At 60.9% G+C, this 17747-nt stretch carries 22 protein-coding genes; 1 reads left to right on the top strand and 21 read right to left on the bottom strand.

Annotation, left to right across the window (positions count from 1 at the left end; genetic code table 11):
- Nucleotides 1–7: 7 nt before the first annotated feature.
- From G8E03_RS04890 to G8E03_RS04875, 4 genes are all read right to left on the bottom strand, one after another.
- On the bottom strand, nt 8–787 hold the full coding sequence (locus G8E03_RS04890) for an amino acid ABC transporter ATP-binding protein (RefSeq protein ID WP_430693237.1): 780 nt from the start codon (nt 785–787) through the stop codon (nt 8–10).
- A gap of 13 nt (nt 788–800) precedes the next feature.
- A complete protein-coding gene (locus G8E03_RS04885) occupies nt 801–2090 on the bottom strand; it encodes an amino acid ABC transporter permease (RefSeq protein WP_166189287.1) in 1290 nt (429 codons plus the stop codon).
- Nucleotide 2091: 1 nt separating this feature from the next.
- Nucleotides 2092–3306, bottom strand: a complete 1215-nt coding sequence (locus G8E03_RS04880; protein WP_166189284.1) for an amino acid ABC transporter permease — start codon at nt 3304–3306, stop codon at nt 2092–2094.
- Nucleotides 3307–3447: 141 nt separating this feature from the next.
- Complete coding sequence (locus G8E03_RS04875) at nt 3448–4464, bottom strand: amino acid ABC transporter substrate-binding protein (protein ID WP_166189282.1); 1017 nt, start codon at nt 4462–4464, stop codon at nt 3448–3450.
- A 451-nt stretch (nt 4465–4915) separates the two neighbouring features.
- On the opposite strand from G8E03_RS04875, the gene modA reads away from it, so the two are divergent.
- On the top strand, nt 4916–5653 hold the full coding sequence (gene modA, locus G8E03_RS04870) for a molybdate ABC transporter substrate-binding protein (RefSeq protein WP_166189279.1): 738 nt from the start codon (nt 4916–4918) through the stop codon (nt 5651–5653).
- Here the strand turns inward: modA and G8E03_RS04865 are convergent.
- The 17 genes from G8E03_RS04865 to rplF all read right to left on the bottom strand — a co-directional run bounded on the left by G8E03_RS04865 (nt 5645) and on the right by rplF (nt 17740).
- A complete protein-coding gene (locus G8E03_RS04865) occupies nt 5645–6127 on the bottom strand; it encodes a PaaI family thioesterase (RefSeq protein ID WP_166189277.1) in 483 nt (160 codons plus the stop codon). The genes modA and G8E03_RS04865 overlap by 9 nt on opposite strands.
- Nucleotides 6124–6843: an ATP12 family chaperone protein gene (locus tag G8E03_RS04860; RefSeq protein WP_166189274.1), complete on the bottom strand. Its 720-nt coding sequence runs from the start codon at nt 6841–6843 to the stop codon at nt 6124–6126. Before G8E03_RS04860 ends, G8E03_RS04865 begins: the two co-directional genes overlap by 4 nt.
- Nucleotides 6840–7496 (bottom strand): HAD-IA family hydrolase, encoded by a 657-nt coding sequence (locus G8E03_RS04855; protein WP_166189272.1) that lies wholly within the window; start codon nt 7494–7496, stop codon nt 6840–6842. Before G8E03_RS04855 ends, G8E03_RS04860 begins: the two co-directional genes overlap by 4 nt.
- Complete coding sequence (locus G8E03_RS04850; RefSeq protein WP_166189270.1) at nt 7493–8536, bottom strand: RluA family pseudouridine synthase; 1044 nt, start codon at nt 8534–8536, stop codon at nt 7493–7495. Before G8E03_RS04850 ends, G8E03_RS04855 begins: the two co-directional genes overlap by 4 nt.
- Nucleotides 8533–8907: a fluoride efflux transporter CrcB gene (gene crcB, locus G8E03_RS04845; RefSeq protein ID WP_166189268.1), complete on the bottom strand. Its 375-nt coding sequence runs from the start codon at nt 8905–8907 to the stop codon at nt 8533–8535. The genes G8E03_RS04850 and crcB overlap by 4 nt, the downstream gene beginning before the upstream one ends.
- Before the next feature lie 70 nt (nt 8908–8977).
- Nucleotides 8978–10288 carry a replication-associated recombination protein A gene (locus tag G8E03_RS04840; protein WP_166189266.1) on the bottom strand — a complete coding sequence of 437 codons (1311 nt, stop codon included), beginning with the start codon at nt 10286–10288 and terminating at the stop codon, nt 8978–8980.
- A gap of 145 nt (nt 10289–10433) precedes the next feature.
- Complete coding sequence (rplQ, locus tag G8E03_RS04835) at nt 10434–10853, bottom strand: 50S ribosomal protein L17 (protein WP_166189263.1); 420 nt, start codon at nt 10851–10853, stop codon at nt 10434–10436.
- 178 nt (nt 10854–11031) lie between these two features.
- A complete protein-coding gene (locus tag G8E03_RS04830; RefSeq protein ID WP_166189261.1) occupies nt 11032–12048 on the bottom strand; it encodes a DNA-directed RNA polymerase subunit alpha in 1017 nt (338 codons plus the stop codon).
- Nucleotides 12049–12205: 157 nt separating this feature from the next.
- A complete protein-coding gene (gene rpsK / locus G8E03_RS04825) occupies nt 12206–12595 on the bottom strand; it encodes a 30S ribosomal protein S11 (RefSeq protein WP_166189259.1) in 390 nt (129 codons plus the stop codon).
- A 12-nt stretch (nt 12596–12607) separates the two neighbouring features.
- Nucleotides 12608–12976, bottom strand: a complete 369-nt coding sequence (gene rpsM, locus G8E03_RS04820; protein ID WP_166189256.1) for a 30S ribosomal protein S13 — start codon at nt 12974–12976, stop codon at nt 12608–12610.
- A gap of 187 nt (nt 12977–13163) precedes the next feature.
- A complete protein-coding gene (locus tag G8E03_RS04815; protein ID WP_166189253.1) occupies nt 13164–13811 on the bottom strand; it encodes an adenylate kinase in 648 nt (215 codons plus the stop codon).
- Nucleotides 13811–15169, bottom strand: a complete 1359-nt coding sequence (secY, locus tag G8E03_RS04810) for a preprotein translocase subunit SecY (RefSeq protein WP_166189251.1) — start codon at nt 15167–15169, stop codon at nt 13811–13813. The genes G8E03_RS04815 and secY overlap by 1 nt, the downstream gene beginning before the upstream one ends.
- Before the next feature lie 98 nt (nt 15170–15267).
- Nucleotides 15268–15753 (bottom strand): 50S ribosomal protein L15, encoded by a 486-nt coding sequence (gene rplO / locus G8E03_RS04805; RefSeq protein ID WP_166189248.1) that lies wholly within the window; start codon nt 15751–15753, stop codon nt 15268–15270.
- A 309-nt stretch (nt 15754–16062) separates the two neighbouring features.
- Nucleotides 16063–16248: a 50S ribosomal protein L30 gene (gene rpmD, locus G8E03_RS04800; protein ID WP_166189246.1), complete on the bottom strand. Its 186-nt coding sequence runs from the start codon at nt 16246–16248 to the stop codon at nt 16063–16065.
- Between the two features lie 3 nt (nt 16249–16251).
- Nucleotides 16252–16824: a 30S ribosomal protein S5 gene (rpsE, locus tag G8E03_RS04795; protein WP_166189244.1), complete on the bottom strand. Its 573-nt coding sequence runs from the start codon at nt 16822–16824 to the stop codon at nt 16252–16254.
- Between the two features lie 10 nt (nt 16825–16834).
- Nucleotides 16835–17194: a 50S ribosomal protein L18 gene (gene rplR, locus G8E03_RS04790; RefSeq protein ID WP_166189242.1), complete on the bottom strand. Its 360-nt coding sequence runs from the start codon at nt 17192–17194 to the stop codon at nt 16835–16837.
- Between the two features lie 12 nt (nt 17195–17206).
- A complete protein-coding gene (rplF, locus tag G8E03_RS04785) occupies nt 17207–17740 on the bottom strand; it encodes a 50S ribosomal protein L6 (protein ID WP_166189239.1) in 534 nt (177 codons plus the stop codon).
- Nucleotides 17741–17747 lie beyond the last annotated feature (7 nt).

Raw genomic sequence — 17747 nt, 5'->3', positions numbered from 1 at the left:
CGGATGCTCAGTGACCCAGGATCTGGCTGAGGAACAGTTGAGTCCGCTCGCTCTTGGGATTGTTGAAGAACTCCTCGGGCTCGTTCTGCTCCACGATCTGACCGGCATCCATGAAGATGACGCGGTTCGCGACCTGACGGGCAAAGCCCATCTCATGCGTCACGCACAGCATTGTCATGCCTTCCTCCGCGAGGGAGACCATGGTGTCGAGCACCTCCTTGATCATCTCGGGGTCGAGCGCCGAAGTCGGCTCATCGAACAGCATGATCCGAGGTTTCATGCACAGCGAACGCGCGATCGCCACACGCTGCTGCTGACCGCCCGACAGCTGGCCGGGATACTTGTCCGCCTGCTCGGGGATCTTCACCTTGGTCAGGAAGTGCATCGCGATTTCCTCGGCCTCTGCCTTGGGCATCTTGCGCACCCAGATCGGGGCCAGGGTGCAGTTCTCAAGGATCGTCAGATGCGGGAAAAGGTTGAAGTGCTGAAAGCACATGCCGACCTCGGACCGGATCTTGTCAATGTTCTTGAGGTCGGAGGACAGCACAGTGCCGTCCACCACGATCTCACCCTTCTGATGCTCTTCCAACGCGTTAATGCAGCGGATCAGCGTGGACTTGCCCGAACCGGACGGTCCGCAGATAACGATCCGTTCGCCGCGCTGCACCGTCAGGTCGATGTCGCGCAGAACGTGGAAATCGCCGTACCACTTGTTCATGTTGCGGATGGAGATCGCGACCTCATCGCTGACGCCGGGGATCTTTGCGGTGTTTTCTGCCATTGCCATGTGAACGGCTCCCTTAACGATGGTCGGTACGGAGTTTGTTCTCCAGATACCGCGAATATTGAGACATGCTGTAGCAGCTGATGAAGAAGAAGAGCGCGACGAAACCGTAAAGCTCCCACAGAATCCCGTTCCAGTCCGCATCCGACAGGATCGGCTGCACCACGCCCAGCGGGTCGTACATGGAGATGATCGAGACGAGCGTCGTATCCTTGTACACACCGATGAACACGTTCACGATGCCGGGAATCGAGATCTTCAACGCCTGCGGCAGAATGATCAGACGGATCGCCTGCCAGTAGTCGAGACCCAGCGAATCCGCCGCCTCGTACTGCCCGCGCGGCAAGGCCGCCAGCCCGCCCCGGATCACTTCCGCAAGATACGCGGACGCGAACATGGTGATCAGGATGATTACTCGCAGCACCAGATCGAATGTGGTGTCCGGCGGCAGGAAGTAGGACAGCAAGACGTTTGCCACGAACAGCAGGGTGATCAACGGCACACCGCGAATGAACTCGATGAAGCCGATGCAGATCGCCTTGATGATCAGCAGGTCCGATTGACGCCCCAGCGCCAGCAGGATGCCAATGGGCAGCGCCAGCGAGATCGACACGATGCCCAGAATCATCGTCAGCAAGAAGCCACCTATCATGCGGCTGTCGATTTGCTCCAGCCCGGGGCCGAACAGGTTTGACAGCTGCCCGATGACGAAATCGTTCAGGAACAGCATCCAGATGATCAGCACCGCAACCCCGGCGAGCAGTGCCAGCACCGCCGTGTGCTGCACCAGAACGCGGTAGACCAGATAGGCCGCAACCACGCCCAGCAACGTTCCCACCGGGCCGCCCAACGACCCGCCCCAGATCAGCCAGTAGCCGATGAAGGGGTAGAGCATGCTGAACAGGAGCGCTTGCTTCGGCACCCTGTTGAACAGCACAGGCGCTATCGCTGGGAACAGCAGAAAGAATGTCAGAACCGGCCGCCAGTATTCCGTGTTGGGGTAGAAACCGAAGAAGAATTGCGGCCACCGCTCACGGATCACGGCAAAGCACGCACCGGACCCCATTTCCCGGCATTCAGACAGCGAGTTTGCGTTCCAGGTGGAATTCCAGAACCACGGGATCATGCCCCGCAGCACCATGAAAATCACCAGCAGGCTGAGCACAGTCAGGACCGCATTCAGGACCGAGGAGAACAGGTTTTCCCGCATCCATCTGATTACACCGGTTTCTGCCGCGGGCGGTGGCGCCGGTGGCAATTCCGTATCGCGGACGAAGGCGATGCTATTTGCGTGCGTATCGCTCATCTCAGCGCTCCTTCAGCTTGACGGAATTGTTGTATATATTGCCGAGGGTCGAGATGCTCAGCGACAGGATCAGGTAGATTCCCATCAACAGCAGAACGCATTCCATCTCCCGCCCGGTCTGGTTTCGAGTGATGTTGCCCAACGTACCCGTCAGATCCATGTAGCCGATCGCCAGAGCCAGCGACGAGTTCTTGGTCAGGTTCAGGTAGTTCGAGATCATGGGCGGAACGATCACGCGCATCGCCTGCGGCAACACGACGAGGTTCATGATCCGGCGCGGACGAATACCCAGCGCCGCCGCCGCCTCGGTCTGTCCCTTGCTGACGGCAAGGATACCCGCCCGGACGTTTTCCGCGACGAACGCCCCGGTATATAGCGACAAGGCCAGCCAGAGTGCGATCAGCGAGTTCCTCAGATGCACACCATCGGTAAAGTTGAACCCCCGGAAATACGGGTTTTGCAGGCTAACCGGCGATCCCATCACGAACTGCGCGACGATCACGGGAATGAAGAGCAAGCCGAGGCTGACCCAGAAGACCGGCAGAATCGCCCCCGTCGCCTCCTGCCGTTTGCGCGCCAGGCGACGGAACGCGAAGATGCCGATAATCGAGAGGATCAGCACACCGACCACGATCGAGGAACCGGCCTCATAGACGATGCGCGGAACGTAGACGCCCCGGTTGGTAATCGCGACACTGTCCCACAGGATCATGGACGCATCGCCGCTGCGAAACGCGCGCGGATCCGGTGGCAGCTTGATCATCACACCCATGGTCAGAACGATCCACAGCAGAACCGGCACGTTGCGGAATCCCTCGACATAGACGGTGGCGAGCTTTTGCACGATCCAGTTGTTGCTCAACCGCAGAACACCCATCGTGACACCGATCACCGTACAGGTGATGCAGCCCAGAACGGCCACGAGCAGCGTGTTGAGCAGCCCGACGAGAGTAGCCCGGCCATGCGTCATCTGGCTGTCGTAATCGATGATTTTCTGGTTGATGTCATAGCCGGCGACGTTGCCTAGGAAGTCGAAATTGAAATCCTGTCCGGCGGCCGCGAGATTCGTGACAGCGTTGTTGATGAGCCATCCAAATCCGGCGAGAACGCAGATCAATGCGATGATCTGGATCGTTACGGAACGGTATCTGGTATCGTAGATCAGCTGACTGGGATGAAACCCCTGGTCAGACTGCGTGTCGGTCATCGCGGTCATACCCGCCCCTCTTCCCTGGTAAGCCCCTCAATCGGAGCGATTGGTTACGAGCGATGCCCCGGTCTGTCGCCGGTGGTTCCCGCCACGGTTCCCCAATAGTCGAAGGGCGCGCCAATGGCGCGCCCTTCCAAGTCGTTCAGATCAACGGAACGGCGGGCTGTAGAGCAGGCCGCCATCGGTCCACTGTGCGTTCAAACCACGATCAAGGCCGATCGCAGTGTCTACGCCGATGTTGTCCTCAAAGATCTCACCGTAGTTGCCGCCGGCGGAAATCGCGTTGACAGCCCAGTCCGAGGACAGGCCGAGCATCTCACCCAGGTTGCCTTCGCTTCCCAGCAGACGGTTGATCTCGGGGTTGTCGGTGCCTGCGGACATCTCTTCGAGGTTCTCGGAGGTGATGCCCAGCTCCTCGGCAGCGATCAGTGCGTTCAGCGTCCAGCGCGCGATATCACCCCATGCGTTGTCGCCGTGACGAACGAGCGGGCCGAGCGGCTCCTTGGAGATAATCTCGGGCAGCAGCATGTGGTCGCTGGGCGTTTCGAACGAAGCGCGGGTTGCAGCCAGGCCGGATGCGTCGGTCGTATAGACGTCACACGCGTTGGCCAGGTACTGCTGCTGTGCCTCTGCGTTGGTCTCGATCGGAACCGGCTCGTAGGACATGTCGTTCGCACGGAAGAAATCGGCGAGGTTGAGCTCGGTCGTGGTGCCGGTCTGGATGCAGACGGTCGCGCCGTCCAGTTCGTTCGCCGAGGTCACGCCCAGATCCTTGCGAACCAGGAAGCCCTGACCATCATAGTAGTTCACGCCGATGAATTCGAATTCGAGATCGACATCGCGAGAGAACGTCCAGGTGGTGTTACGCGCCAGCAGATCGATTTCGCCGGATGCGAGCGCGGTGAAGCGTGTGGAGCCGGTCGTCGGGATGAACTCGACCTTCGAGCCATCGCCCAGAACCGCGGCCGCGACTGCGCGACAGATGGCGACGTCGAAGCCTTCCCACTCACCGGTCTCATTCGGAGCAGCGAAGCCCACGAGACCTGTCGTCACGCCGCAGCGCAACGTGTCGCGTTCCTGAACTTCCGCCAGCGTCTGTGCGGATGCAGCACCTGCAAGCAGGCCTGCCGTTGCAAGTGCGCCGAAGAATACGGATTTTGTCATAGAATACCTCTTCCCTGGGTAGCCCGCTGCCCAATACAACGGGAGCCGACCTTTGGCCGGGATGTGTTTGCAGCCCTTGGGGCCGAACCAAAGTGTGGACAAGGCGAGCGGCAGTCGTCAAGGGCACGTGTGCAAGTGCCAATAAGGTCAGGCCTGCTGACGTAACAGACCCGACCGCGCGAAACCCGACGAAATTTGCGGCTCACAATTCACGCTAAGCGTGTGCTGGATTTGCGCAGTCGTGACACAACCCACAGACGGATCCGCCATTCCAGCCACATCACTGACCATGGTTCGCACTGGTCGCCATCACGAGAAATGATAGGTCAGCCCTGTTGTCTCAATATCGCGAGCCAGCGTTCTACACTTGTGAACCCCGCCGTCCTGTGATGACGCTTCGAGGAATTCGCAGGGAAAAAATTTTACCATTTAGTTGAAAGTCACCCGCAGCATGACCTTTCGCCGGTTCAAATCAGCCCTCGTGGCCTTCGCCGCTGTGTTGACGGCGGTGGCTCCCGCACAGGCCGAATCAGTTCGCGTACTGGTCGCGGCATCCATGTCCGAGGTGATCGGCGCTCTGGCCGACGACTATGCGACGCGCAGCCCAGGCAGCGAAATTCAGGCGGTCCATGCCGGCAGCGGTGTGTTGGCGCGTCAAATTCAACAGGGGGTACCTGCTGACCTGTATATCAGTGCGAACACAGCCTGGGTCACTTGGTTGACCGATCAGGATCTGGGCACGCAATCGCGCACGATTGCCAGCAATGCACTGGTATGGATCGGGACCGAACCGAACCCTGCCCTCACGGCCCGAACCGGATCGGGGCGGATTGCACTGGCCGATCCTGACGCCGTGCCGGCGGGACAATATGCACGGCAAAGTCTGATACATTCCGGCAATTGGAGCGATCTGGAAGGTCGCCTGATCCTGGCCACGAACGTGCGGGATGCGCTGGGTTGGGTGGTGCGGGGACACGCCGCGCACGGCATCGTCTATGCGACCGATGCGATTGAATATCCCGATCTTCAGGTGGATCGCATCGATTCACGTAGCCATGATCCGATTACCTATGAGGCGCTGGTACTGACCCCGCGCGGGGCGGATTTCGCTGAATACCTCCTCAGCGATGCGGCGCAGGAAATCCTGTCGTCCTACGGGTTCCTGCCGCCGCCGCCCACCTCAGAGTGAGAACACCATGCAGGTGGTCGAAGCTGTCGCATAAAGCTTGCCGTCCTGCGCGCCGACGATACGCCCCTCCGCGATGCCGGTACGGCGACCGACATGGCTCGCCTCCCCTATGGCCAGCACTTCGTCGGAATCGGAAAACAACGGCCGAATGACGTTCACCTTGTATTCCAGCGTCGTATAGCCCAGCCCGACGGGCAGCATCGTCTGCACCGCGCAGGCCATGCAACTGTCCAGAAGCGTTCCGAACCAGCCGCCATGGATCGTGCCGATGGGGTTCATCGCCTTGAAGGACGGCTTTCCGCGAAAGGTCACCTTGCCCTCGACGGCTTCTTCCATCCAGTAATCCAGCGTCTTGCTGATGGGCGGCGCGGGAAGCTCCCCCCTCTGGATCGCCTGGATGAATTCCAGGCCACTCATTGATGCGATGGTTTCGCGACTGGCGAGGTCTTCTGCCTTGTCGACGTGAAGGATCATACGGTTCTCTCCCGAGTCAATTTTAGAAAATGGTATGCGTGCCCAAGGGCGGTGGCCTTGCGCGCGCGGTTTTCCACCGCCTCGTCATCCGCGCCCCAGAACCGCTCCTGCCAGAGGGCGTCCAGCTCGGAGAGGCGAACCGCTTCATCCGGATCGATGCGCCCTTCCAGCAAAGCAAAGCCCAGAACGAGGCTGCCGGGCAGCGTCACGAAGTCATGAAATGCTGTCAGGGTGAAGGGATCCAGTGCCTCCGTCGCCTCACGCAGAACGGACAGCGACGTGACCGGCTGGGGGTGGGGAACCAGACCGACGATGCGCAGCAGGGGCGCGCGCAGATGCTGTTCGGCCCACTCCAGATGAGGCTCCCAATTTTGCGCCTGTTCCTGAACCAGACTGTCCGGCCCATCCGCCCGGTAGCACAGCAAATCCGTATCGCCGTATTCGACGAGCATATCCACGATTGCGGAACGCTGCGGCACAACCTTGTCTATGGCCGAATTTGCCGCGCGGGTCAGGGGCATGGTCTCGGGGACGATCACGTCCACCTGCGCCTGCCACTCGTTTGCAATGCCCTGCGCCAGCGCGGCGGTTGGCACGGTCAGAGGGGATTTGCCCGGAGTGCGGATCGCACGCCCGTCCAGCGCCACCGAAAAACCATCCTCGCCGCGCGTGACGGAGGCATCGCCCCAGAAACGTTTCTTCTTCCACTCGCTCATGTCAGCAACGGCACCAGTTCGTCAAAATGTGTCAGAATGTCGGAGGCCCCCGCCTGCCGTAGCTGCGCCTGCGGGTGATACCCCCAGGTGACGCCGATGCTGCGCACGCCTGCAGCGCAGCCCATTTCGATATCGAACGTCGTGTCGCCGATCATGATCGCATCCGATGGCGCGACACCTGTTTCGAACAGCGCCGTTTCGATCATCGAGGGGTGCGGCTTCGACGGATGCCCGTCAGCGGTCTGGACCGTGCTGAAGAAGTGCCCCAGACCGTGCGCGGCAAAGACATGATCGACCCCACGTCGCGCCTTGCCCGTGGCCACGCCCAGCAACCATCCCTGCGCTGCCAGTGCCCCCAGCACATTGAGCGCACCGGGGTAAAGCGGCACCGACGCCTCCCCACCCGTTTCAGCGCGCAACGCGATGAAAGCCGTGCGATAGGCATCGACCAGAGCAGCAATCGCATCGGGTGTAACATTAGCCGGTGCCAGGCGATCCATCGCCTGCGGCAGGCTCAACCCTACGATGGACAGTATATCCGCGCGGGTCGGGGGCAGCATGTCCAACCGTTGAAAGGCCGAAACCATCGCCCCAACGATCAACGCCTGTGAATCGATCAAGGTGCCGTCCATGTCGAATATCGCCAGCTTCATTCCAGTTCCTCGAACGGATCCCCCGCGACGCCCTTCGTCTCCCATCCGAACGTGTCCCATGTGCGGGCCATATGTTCGGACAGGGGCGCGGTAAAGCTGAGGGCGGAGCCATCGACCGGGTGCTGGATAAAGACGGAGCGGGCGTGCAAGTGCAGTTTGCGACTGATTGCACCGCCCAGCTGCGCGCCCCAGCCGTCGCCCTCATTCGTCTGACTGTTGCCGCCATACTTGCCGTCGCCGATGATTGGATGGCCGATTTCCGCCATGTGAACGCGCAATTGGTGCGTGCGCCCGGTGATCGGGCTGAGCGCGACCCAGGCGGCGCGCTGCCCCGCCCCCTCCATCACCATGTAATCGGAGACGGCCCGCTTCGCGCCCTCGGTCGTGTTCACCTGATTGGGATGGACCGCGATCATCTTCTCACCCGCGCCATTGGGGCCGTGCCCGCCGGACTTGACCAGACCGTAATGGATGGTTCCCGCCCGTGGATTGGGCATTCCCGCCACGACGGCCCAGTAGATCTTTCGCGTGCGTCGGGCCTGAAACCCACGGGCGAGCGCAGCAGCGGCGCGACCGGTGCGGGCCATGATCAGAACGCCCGATGTGTCACGATCCAGCCGATGAACCAGACGTGGCGGCGTGTCCGCGTCGAACCGGATCGCATCCGCCATGCCGTCGATATGGCGCGTCTGCCCCGATCCGCCCTGAACCGCCAGACCGGCAGGCTTGTTCAGCACGATCACGTGCTCATCCTTCCACATCACCGCATCGCGGATCATCTGTGCGTCGGCATCGCTGATCTGCGGGCGCGTATGCACCGCGGGGGCGTTCGCGTCAGGCAGTGGCGGCAGACGCAGCACCTGCCCCTCGGCCAGGCGCGAATTGGATTTCACCCGCCCACCATCCAGACGCACCTCACCCTTGCGGCACATCTTCTCTATGCGACCTTGCGTAATCTGGGGAAAGCTCTTTCGGATCCAGCGATCCAGACGCTGACCTTCCGCCTCCGCATCCAGGGTTATGGTCTGTACGCCGCTCATGTGAAGATCGTCCTTGCTACCGCTGCGCCTGCGAATATCGCTCCTACGCCCAGCAGGACACTTGCCATCGCATAGCCCCCCGCCAGTCCGAAACGGCCCTCTTCGATCAGGCGCATCAGATCGAGGGAGAATGTGGAAAATGTGGTGAACCCGCCCAGCAGGCCCGTGGTCAGAAACAGCGATACCTGTGCATTGCCAACCCCGCGCCGGACCAGCCAGATCGCCGCCACCCCCATGAGGAAGGACCCCAGGACGTTCACGCCCAGCGTCACAGTCGCAAAATCGGACAGCCCGGCACGGATCGCCAAGCGACCCGCCAGATAACGCAAGGCCGCGCCGATCGCACCGCCCAGGGCGACCACCCAGATCATGATGATATCACTGAAATGTTCATGCGCCTGTCTACGCTTGAGACAGGCGAAACTTCAAGAGCGCGCCCATTCACTCCGCCTCGTTCCGGCGGGCCCGCAATTTCGCGAAATATTCGACCCTTTTTTTCAGCTCACGCTCTGCACCACGCTCAACCGGCACGTAATACACCCCGCGTCGCATCGTTTCGGGGAAGTAATCCTGACCTGAGAAGCCATCCTCCGCATCGTGATCATAGGCATAGCCGGCCCCATAGCCCTCATCCTTCATCAGACGGGTCGGGGCGTTGAGGATATGTTTGGGCGGCGGTTCGGAGCCGTGAGCCTTGGCCGAGGCCATCGCCGCCTTGTAGGCACTGTACCCCGCATTGGATTTCGGCGCGAGCGCGAGGTAGATCACCGCCTGCGCCAGTGCCAGTTCGCCCTCGGGACTTCCCAACCGTTCATAGGTGTCCCAGCCTTGCAGGCACACCGCCTGCGCCTGCGGATCGGCCAGGCCGATATCTTCCACCGCCATACGGGTGATCCGGCGGGCCAGATAACGCGGATCCTCGCCCCCCTGAAGCATTCGCCCCAGCCAGTACAGCGCCGCATCCGGGTCCGAGCCGCGCACCGATTTGTGCAGAGCAGAAATCAGATTGTAATGCTCCTCGCCCGACTTGTCGTATTTGCTTGCGCGGCGGGTCAAACGCGATGTCAGGGCCTCAATGCCCACCGGCTCACTGGCCCCCCAACTCAGCACCTGCTCGGCCAGGTTGAGCAAGGCCCGCCCGTCGCCATCGGCCATTTCGGTCAGCGCCTCACGCGCGGGGCCGTCCAGTGGCAAGGCTCCGTCGGATTTCTCCACCCGTTGCAGAATCCGCTCCAATGCCGTCAGATCGAGCCGTTTGAGCGTGATGACCTGCGCCCGGCTCAACAAAGCGGAGTTCAGTTCAAAACTTGGATTCTCGGTCGTGGCCCCGACCAGCACGATTGTGCCGTCCTCCATATGCGGCAGGAACCCGTCCTGCTGGGCCTTGTTGAAACGATGAATTTCATCGACGAACAGCAGCGTGCCGCCGCCATTGGCGCGCCGAATCTTCGCCGCTTCAAAGATTTTGCGTAAATCGGGGACGCCGGTGAAAATGGCGCTGATTTGTACGAAACTCAGATCCGTTTCCGCCGCCAGAAGCCGCGCGATCGTGGTTTTCCCCACGCCCGGAGGCCCCCAGAAAATAACGGAGCCGAGATTGCCTGCCGCAAGCATCGCGCCCAGCGGACCCTGCGGTCCCAATGCGTGATCCTGACCGATCACCTCGGCCAGGGTCGCAGGCCGCATACGATCCGCCAGCGGACGCGGCATATCCCGTCCTGCGGGCGTGGAGGTGTCGAACAGATCAGCCATGACCAGCAGATAGTCCTGCGATAGAGAATGCGCAAATTCGGATTTGACGCCGTTGCTGAGACCTGGTTGCCGCCATTTGTGACAGCCGGAACGAAAAACCCCGGCACAATGGCCGGGGTTTGGAATATCGAAGGTGCGGTCGGCCTTACTCGGCGGCCGCATCCTCTGCAGCGACACGCGCCTTGTCACCGGCGCCTTTCGCGGAGGTGTCGCGATCGACCAGCTCGATGATCGCCATCGGAGCCATGTCACCATAGCGGAAACCGGCCTTCAGAACGCGGGCGTAACCACCGTTGCGGTCGGCATAACGCGGTCCAAGGATGTCCATCAGCTTCGCGACAGCGTGATCCTGCTTCAGCTGGGCGTGGGCGAGACGACGACCGTGCAGGTCGCCCTTCTTGCCCAGCGTGATCAGCTTGTCGATGATCCGCTTCAGTTCCTTCGCCTTGGGCAGGGTGGTCTTGATCTGCTCATGCTCGATCAGGGACACAGCCATGTTCGCGAACATCGCCTTGCGGTGCTCGTGGGTCCGGTTGAGTTTGCGGTAGCCATTACCGTGACGCATATTTCTATTCCTTCTATACTTTTATGCTTTGTCCGGCGGTCCATGCGTGCTGGCCGCTCTCCTTGGGGCGTGATTGCCCAGTGGTGTATTCTAGCGACCTGCCCCGGATCGGGTCCGGGGCCGCTCGCGATGTCAGTGCCACGCCCCGGGTCCGGGGCAGTTCTGATCGGTTAACCGATCAGAACTGGTCTTCGTACTTCTTGGCCAGATCCTCGATGTTCTCAGGCGGCCAATCGACGATGTCCATGCCCAGGTGCAGGCCCATTCCGGTCAGCACTTCCTTGATCTCGTTCAAGGATTTGCGGCCGAAGTTCGGCGTGCGCAACATTTCCGCCTCGGTTTTCTGAATCAGATCGCCGATATAGACAATGTTGTCGTTCTTCAGGCAGTTCGCGGAACGGACGGACAGTTCCAGCTCGTCCACTTTCTTGAGCAGGAGCGGGTTGAACTCCAGATCGTCCTCTTCCTCGGCGCGCGTCGCGGCCTCGGGCTCGTCGAAGTTGACGAAGACGTTGAGCTGGTCCTGAAGAATGCGGGCCGCATAGGCGATCGCATCATCAGGGGAAATCGACCCGTCGGTTTCGACGCTCAGGGTCAGCTTGTCATAGTCGAGCACCTGACCCTCGCGGGTCGGCTCCACCTTGTAGCTGACCTTGCGCACTGGGGAGAACAGCGCATCGACGGAGATCAGGCCGATCGGAGCATCCTCAGGGCGGTTCTTGTCCGCCGCGACGTAGCCCTTGCCGTTCTCGACCGTCAATTCCATGTAGACGGAGGCACCGTCGTCGAGGTGACAGATCACGTGGTCCTTGTTCAGAACCTCGATTCCTGCACTCTCGGAAATGTCTGCGCCCGTCACCAGGCCCGGCCCCTTGGCGGAGATCGACAGACGCTTGGGTCCGTCCACTTCCATCGAGAGAGCGACGCCCTTGAGGTTCAGAACGATGTCTGTCACGTCTTCCCGAACGCCGGCCACGGACGAGAATTCATGCAGAACGCCGTCGATCTGCACGGATGTGATCGCGGCACCCTGAAGCGAGCTCATCAGCACGCGACGCAGCGCGTTGCCTAGCGTCAGGCCGAAGCCACGCTCCAGCGGTTCTGCCGATGCCGTCGCAAAGCGCTTGGGATCGTTGCCCGGCTTGATGTCGAGCCCGGAGGGGCGGATGAGCGCCTGCCAGTTCTTGTGGATCATCTAATATCCTCCATACCAGTTCCCTGCCGGATCCTTTGCCGGGAACGCCCGAGGGATTCACCAAGTTCGAAGTCATCCATCGCAATGCTGGCTTCAAACGGGTTGGAGTGCGGGCAGGTCCTGCCTGCACGCACCCCAGATTCGATAGTGTCGCGGATCAGACGCGGCGACGCTTCGGCGGACGGCAGCCATTATGTGCCATCGGGGTCACGTCACGGATCGCCGTGATGGTGAAGCCAACGGCAGCCAGGGCGCGCAGTGCACTTTCACGACCGGAGCCGGGACCCTGCACTTCGACGTCGAGCGTGCGCATTCCATGCTCCTGCGCCTTGCGGCCGGCATCCTCGGCTGCGACCTGAGCGGCGTAAGGGGTCGATTTGCGCGATCCCTTGAAGCCCATGGTGCCCGAAGAGGACCATGCAATCGCATTGCCCTGCGCGTCCGAGATCAGGATCTTCGTGTTGTTGAACGAAGAGTTCACATGCGCGACGCCTGCCGAGATGTTCTTGGAGACTTTTTTCTTCGCGCGTACTTTTTCACGAGCCATGTCTAAGCCTCCTTATTTCTTCTTGCCGGCAATGGCCTTCGCGGGGCCTTTGCGGGTGCGGGCATTTGTGTGGGTCCGCTGACCGCGCACGGGCAGACCGCGACGGTGACGCAGGCCGCGATAGCAGCCCAGATCCATCAGACGTTTCACATTCATCGAGTTTTCACGACGAAGATCACCCTCGACGGTGAAGTTCGCGTCGATGTGCTCACGCAGTTTCAGGGCATCCGCATCGCTGAGCTCGTTGACGCGCGTCGTCGGCGCAATGCCGGTCGCTTCGCAAATCTCAACTGCGGAAGAACGGCCAATGCCGTGTACGTAGGTGAGAGCGATCTGCACCTGCTTGTTCGTCGGGATGTTAACGCCTGCAATACGCGCCAAGGATATTCTCCAGTCCGGTTGCGGTTCCGTGATCCCAGAACCTTTTTTCACAACGAAGGACCACCGTCATGATTGCCGATGGTCCGATAGAAAGATTCCGTAGAATCTGATTCTCCCACACACGGGGAAGGCGCGCTTTATAGCGGACCTTCCCCGCACGTCAATGCCCAAGTGACAGACAAGGGGATCAGGCGCTCAACGCACCGTCCACACGCGCCTTGACCTCATCGATCGCACCCAGCCCGTCGATCGAGCGCAGCTTGCCGTGGGCATAGTAATAGCCGATCAGCGGCGACGTCTCGCGGTAATATGTCAGGAGCCGGTTGCGCATGGCGTCTTCGTTGTCATCCGCGCGCCGGGTAAATTCCGTACCGCCACATTTCACACATTTGCCATCCTCGGGGATCGGCCGGGTCTGATCGTGATAGACTTCACCACAGGTCGCGCAGGTCGCGCGCCCCGTGACCCGCGCGACGAGAGCATCGTCGTTCACGCGCATCTCGATCACAGCCTGCAAAGTCTGACCCTGCTTCTCCAACAGCTCACCCAAGGCGTCAGCCTGCGCCAATGTGCGCGGGAACCCGTCGAAGATGAAGCCGTTGCCGCCCTCATCCGCGTTAAGACGTTCCTCGATCAAGCCGATGACGATTTCATCCGTGACCAGATCGCCACGCGCCATGACCTCGGCCACGCGGTTGCCCATTTCGGTGCCGGAGCTTTTGGCCGCCCGCAACATGTCCCCGGTCGAAAGCTGCACCAGTCCACGTTCTTCGACGAGGGTTCGGGCCTGCGTGCCCTTGCCCGCGCCCGGCGGTCCAAGCAAAATTATGTTCATCAGTGGCGTCCCAGTGGTTTTTTCTTGCGCGTACCTTTACCACCCAGCTTCGATTTTTCAATGAGGCTTTCGTATTGATGGGCAAGCATATGGCTTTGAATCTGACTGACCGTATCCATTGAGACGGACACGACGATCAGCAGCGAAGTACCGCCGAAGTAGAACGGAACCGCCAGTTGCGAGATCAGCAGCTCGGGCAGCAGGCATACGGCGACCAGATAGGCGGAGCCGATGACGAGCAGGCGCGATACGACATAATCCAGATATTCGGCAGTTCGCTTGCCGGGACGCAGACCGGGCACGAACCCGCCCTGTTTCTTGAGATTGTCCGCGACGTCCTCCGTCTTGAACGCCACGTTCGCCGTGTAGAAATACGCGAAAAACACGATCATGCCGCCGAAGAACAGCAGGTTGAGCGGTTGTCCACGCCCCAGATAGGCGGAAATGTAGCTGAGCACGCCCGAACCGCCACCGGCGGAGAACGTGGCCACCGTCTGCGGCAGCAACAGCAGCGAGGAGGCAAAGATCGCGGGAATCACGCCGGCCGGGTTCAGCTTGATCGGCAGGTGAGAGGACTCGCCGCCATACATCTTGTTGCCGACCTGGCGGCGCGGGTACTGAATGTGAACCTTGCGCAGCGCCCGTTCCATGAACACCACGAAGGCGATCACAACAACGGCCATGATGATCACACCGATGACGACACCCGCGCTGATGGCGCCGGTGCGTCCCGCTTCGAAAAACTGGGCGAGAGCGGCAGGAAGCTCCGCGATGATACCGACGAAGATGATCAGCGAGATCCCGTTGCCGATCCCGCGGGCGGTAATCTGCTCGCCCAGCCACATCAGGAACATCGTGCCGCCCACCAGGGTGATGACGGTGGACGCGCGGAAAAACCAGCCCGGATCGAGCGCAAGCCCCCCGGATTCCAGCCCAACAGCGATGCCGTAGCCTTGGAACAGCGCCAGCAGGACGGTGCCGTAGCGGGTGTACTGGTTGATCTTGCGACGCCCCTGCTCACCCTCCTTCTTGATCTGTTCCAGTCGCGGCCACATCGAGGTGAGCAACTGAACGATGATCGAGGCCGAGATATACGGCATGATCCCCAGCGAGAAGACCGCCATCCGGCTGATCGCGCCGCCGGTGAACATGTTCACCATGCCGCCCAGCCCGGACTGCGCACTTTCGAAGAATTCGCGAAGCTGTACCGTGTCGATGCCGGGAACCGGAATATATGTCCCGACGCGATAGACGATGAGAAGTGCGAGGGCGAACAGGATGCGCTGTTGCAGCTCCTTGGCCTTGCCAAAGGTGCTCCAGCTCATGTTCGCGGCCATCTGTTCCGCTGCGGATGCCATCTGTGGCCCCTCCATGATTGCGCCGCCGAACCGGGATGGCTCAGGCGGCGCGAAAGTTCAGTGGTAGATGTAGAGGGCGCAGCACGCCCCCACAACCTTCATTCCGCCGACGCTTCGTCCGCTGCCGCAGCCGTGATCGTCACGGAGCCGCCAGCCTTCTCGATCGCCTCGACCGCACCCTTGGAGGCGCCGGTCACGTGCAGCTTGACGGCGGACGAGATCTCGCCCTTTGCCAGAACGCGCACACCGTCCAGCTTGCGACGCACCAGACCGGAGGCGATCAGTGCATCCTCATCAATGTCTGCCTTGATGTCCAGCTTGCCCGCGTCAGCGAACTTCTGGATCAGGCCGATGTTGATGACGGCGTATTTCTTGGGGTTCGGGACGTTGAAGCCGCGCTTGGGCAGACGCTGGTAGAGCGGCATCTGGCCACCCTCGTAGCCATTGATCGCCACACCCGAGCGGGATTTCTGACCCTTGATACCACGGCCACCCATCTTGCCCTTACCGGAGCCGGGGCCGCGACCGATGCGCTTCTTGTCTTTTGTTGCGCCGGGATTGTCGCGCAGTTCATTGAGTTTCATGTTCGCTCTCCTATTGCCGGATACGCCCACCGAGCGAGAAACGGGGACCACGGCGTTGATAGATTCGATTCGGACCCGAAAGGTCATTGCAGGGCTATACGGAAGCTGTCGGGGAAGGGCAAGCGATGGGTTCTTCTCGACCAGCAATGGCAACAGATCGGACGCCCCACCCGAAGGTCGATTGCTTGCACTGGCCATCGGATCGCGACCGGCAGGGTTTCCCCAAACAGCCCCCGCGTCCAGCCACCTGAACGGAAACGGGGCGACACATCAGTGTCGCCCCGCACATTCCGAATATCGAAAAGCAGCTCACGCCTTCTCTTCGACGATCTCCACCATGTGGGGGAGTTTCGCGATCATGCCGCGTACCGAAGGAGTATCCTCCAGTTCGCGGGTCTTGTGCATCTTGTTCAGGCCCAGACCCTTGAGGGTGGCGAGCTGATCCTTGGGGCGGCGGATCGGGGAGCCGATCTGCTTGATGACGATGGTAGCCATGTCTTATGCCTCCACCGTCTCTTCGACGTCAGCCGGAGCTGCGTCGGGATTGCCCAGGATATCGCCGACCTTCTTGCCACGACGCTGCGCGACCTGACGTGGAGAGGACTCCTTGGTCAGACCGTCCAGTGTGGCGCGGATCATGTTGTAGGGGTTCTGCGACCCGGTGGATTTCGCCACCACGTCCTGAATTCCCAACATCTCGAACACGGCGCGCATCGGGCCGCCGGCGATGATGCCGGTACCCTGAGGAGCGGTCCGCATCACGACCTTGCCAGCGCCATGACGGCCCTGCATGTCGTGGTGCAGCGTCCGACCCTCACGCAGGGGCACACGGATCATCGAGCGCTTGGCGCTCTCGGTGGCCTTGCGGATTGCCTCGGGAACTTCCCGTGCCTTGCCCTTGCCGAAGCCGACGCGGCCCTTCTGGTCCCCTACAACGACGAGAGCTGCAAAGCCGAAGCGCTTACCACCCTTCACCGTCTTGGAAACCCGATTGATCGCAACGAGGCGATCGGCGAATTCCGGGTTCTCGTCGCGATCGCGACCGCCCCGGCGATTGTCTTCACGTGCCATTATCGCCTCCTCAGAACTTCAGGCCGCCCTCGCGGGCAGCATCCGCGAGTGCTTTGACTTTCCCGTGGAACAGGAAGCCACCACGGTCGAAATAGACGGTTTCGACGCCCTTTTCCTTCGCCCGCTCGGCAATCGCGGCGCCGACCTTCGCGGACGCTTCGACGTTATTCTTGCCCACGACACCCAGACCCGGCTCCAACGTGGAGGCGGATGCGAGGGTCACGCCCTGAACGTCGTCGATGATTTGCACCGAGATGTTCTTGGACGAGCGGTGGACGCTCAGGCGGGGACGGCCATTCGCCGTCTTCCGCAGTTTGTTCCGGACGCGCAGGCGGCGCTTCTGGAACAGATCACGTTTGGAATTTGCCATGTGAAACGCTCCTTACTTCTTCTTGCCTTCCTTACGGAAGATAAATTCATCTTTGTATTTGATGCCTTTACCCTTGTAAGGTTCGGGTTTGCGCCATTCGCGGATATTTGCCGCGACCTGCCCGACCAATTGCTGATCGGACCCCTCGACGGTGAGTTCGGTCGGCTTGGAGGCCGTAACCGTAACACCCTCGGGGATCTCGAAGTCTACGTCGTGGCTGTAGCCGAGCGACAGTTTCAGGACCTTGCCCTGAACTGCGGCACGATAACCAACACCGTTGATTTCGAGTTCTTTCTTGAAGCCGGTGGTGACACCCTGCACCAGGTTCGCAACCTGGGTACGGGACATTCCCCACTGCTGCCGTGCGCGCTTGGACTTGCCACGCGGCATGACAGAAACGGCGTTTTCCTCGACCCGCAAATCGATATCGTCGGTTGCGGTGAAGGAACGGACGCCTTTCGGCCCCTTTACTTCGATCGTCTGACCCGAAACGGTAGCGCTGACGCCACCGGGAAGGTCGATCGGTTTTTTCCCGATACGAGACATTGTCTAC

Source organism: Pontivivens nitratireducens (genome assembly GCF_011290545.1).
In the GTDB taxonomy this organism is placed as follows: domain Bacteria; phylum Pseudomonadota; class Alphaproteobacteria; order Rhodobacterales; family Rhodobacteraceae; genus Pontivivens; species Pontivivens nitratireducens.
The sequence above is the reverse complement of the archived record's forward strand: the minus strand, read 5'-3'. Positions and strand labels throughout refer to the sequence as shown.

Coding starts and splice junctions, on each gene's coding strand:
- G8E03_RS04875 (WP_166189282.1), bottom strand. CDS start 4,464: ATGACAAAATCCGTATTCTTCGGCGCACTTGCAACGGCAGGCCTGCTT.
- rplQ (WP_166189263.1), bottom strand. CDS start 10,853: ATGCGTCACGGTAATGGCTACCGCAAACTCAACCGGACCCACGAGCAC.
- G8E03_RS04880 (WP_166189284.1), bottom strand. CDS start 3,306: ATGACCGCGATGACCGACACGCAGTCTGACCAGGGGTTTCATCCCAGT.
- modA (WP_166189279.1), top strand. CDS start 4,916: ATGACCTTTCGCCGGTTCAAATCAGCCCTCGTGGCCTTCGCCGCTGTG.
- rplO (WP_166189248.1), bottom strand. CDS start 15,753: ATGAAACTCAATGAACTGCGCGACAATCCCGGCGCAACAAAAGACAAG.
- rpsE (WP_166189244.1), bottom strand. CDS start 16,824: ATGGCACGTGAAGACAATCGCCGGGGCGGTCGCGATCGCGACGAGAAC.
- G8E03_RS04855 (WP_166189272.1), bottom strand. CDS start 7,496: ATGAAGCTGGCGATATTCGACATGGACGGCACCTTGATCGATTCACAG.
- rplR (WP_166189242.1), bottom strand. CDS start 17,194: ATGGCAAATTCCAAACGTGATCTGTTCCAGAAGCGCCGCCTGCGCGTC.
- G8E03_RS04840 (WP_166189266.1), bottom strand. CDS start 10,288: ATGGCTGATCTGTTCGACACCTCCACGCCCGCAGGACGGGATATGCCG.
- rpmD (WP_166189246.1), bottom strand. CDS start 16,248: ATGGCTACCATCGTCATCAAGCAGATCGGCTCCCCGATCCGCCGCCCC.
- G8E03_RS04885 (WP_166189287.1), bottom strand. CDS start 2,090: ATGAGCGATACGCACGCAAATAGCATCGCCTTCGTCCGCGATACGGAA.
- rplF (WP_166189239.1), bottom strand. CDS start 17,740: ATGTCTCGTATCGGGAAAAAACCGATCGACCTTCCCGGTGGCGTCAGC.
- G8E03_RS04865 (WP_166189277.1), bottom strand. CDS start 6,127: ATGATCCTTCACGTCGACAAGGCAGAAGACCTCGCCAGTCGCGAAACC.
- rpsK (WP_166189259.1), bottom strand. CDS start 12,595: ATGGCTCGTGAAAAAGTACGCGCGAAGAAAAAAGTCTCCAAGAACATC.
- G8E03_RS04860 (WP_166189274.1), bottom strand. CDS start 6,843: ATGAGCGAGTGGAAGAAGAAACGTTTCTGGGGCGATGCCTCCGTCACG.
- crcB (WP_166189268.1), bottom strand. CDS start 8,907: ATGATCTGGGTGGTCGCCCTGGGCGGTGCGATCGGCGCGGCCTTGCGT.
- G8E03_RS04850 (WP_166189270.1), bottom strand. CDS start 8,536: ATGAGCGGCGTACAGACCATAACCCTGGATGCGGAGGCGGAAGGTCAG.
- secY (WP_166189251.1), bottom strand. CDS start 15,169: ATGGCATCCGCAGCGGAACAGATGGCCGCGAACATGAGCTGGAGCACC.
- G8E03_RS04890 (WP_430693237.1), bottom strand. CDS start 787: ATGGCAATGGCAGAAAACACCGCAAAGATCCCCGGCGTCAGCGATGAG.
- G8E03_RS04830 (WP_166189261.1), bottom strand. CDS start 12,048: ATGATCCACAAGAACTGGCAGGCGCTCATCCGCCCCTCCGGGCTCGAC.
- G8E03_RS04815 (WP_166189253.1), bottom strand. CDS start 13,811: ATGAACATAATTTTGCTTGGACCGCCGGGCGCGGGCAAGGGCACGCAG.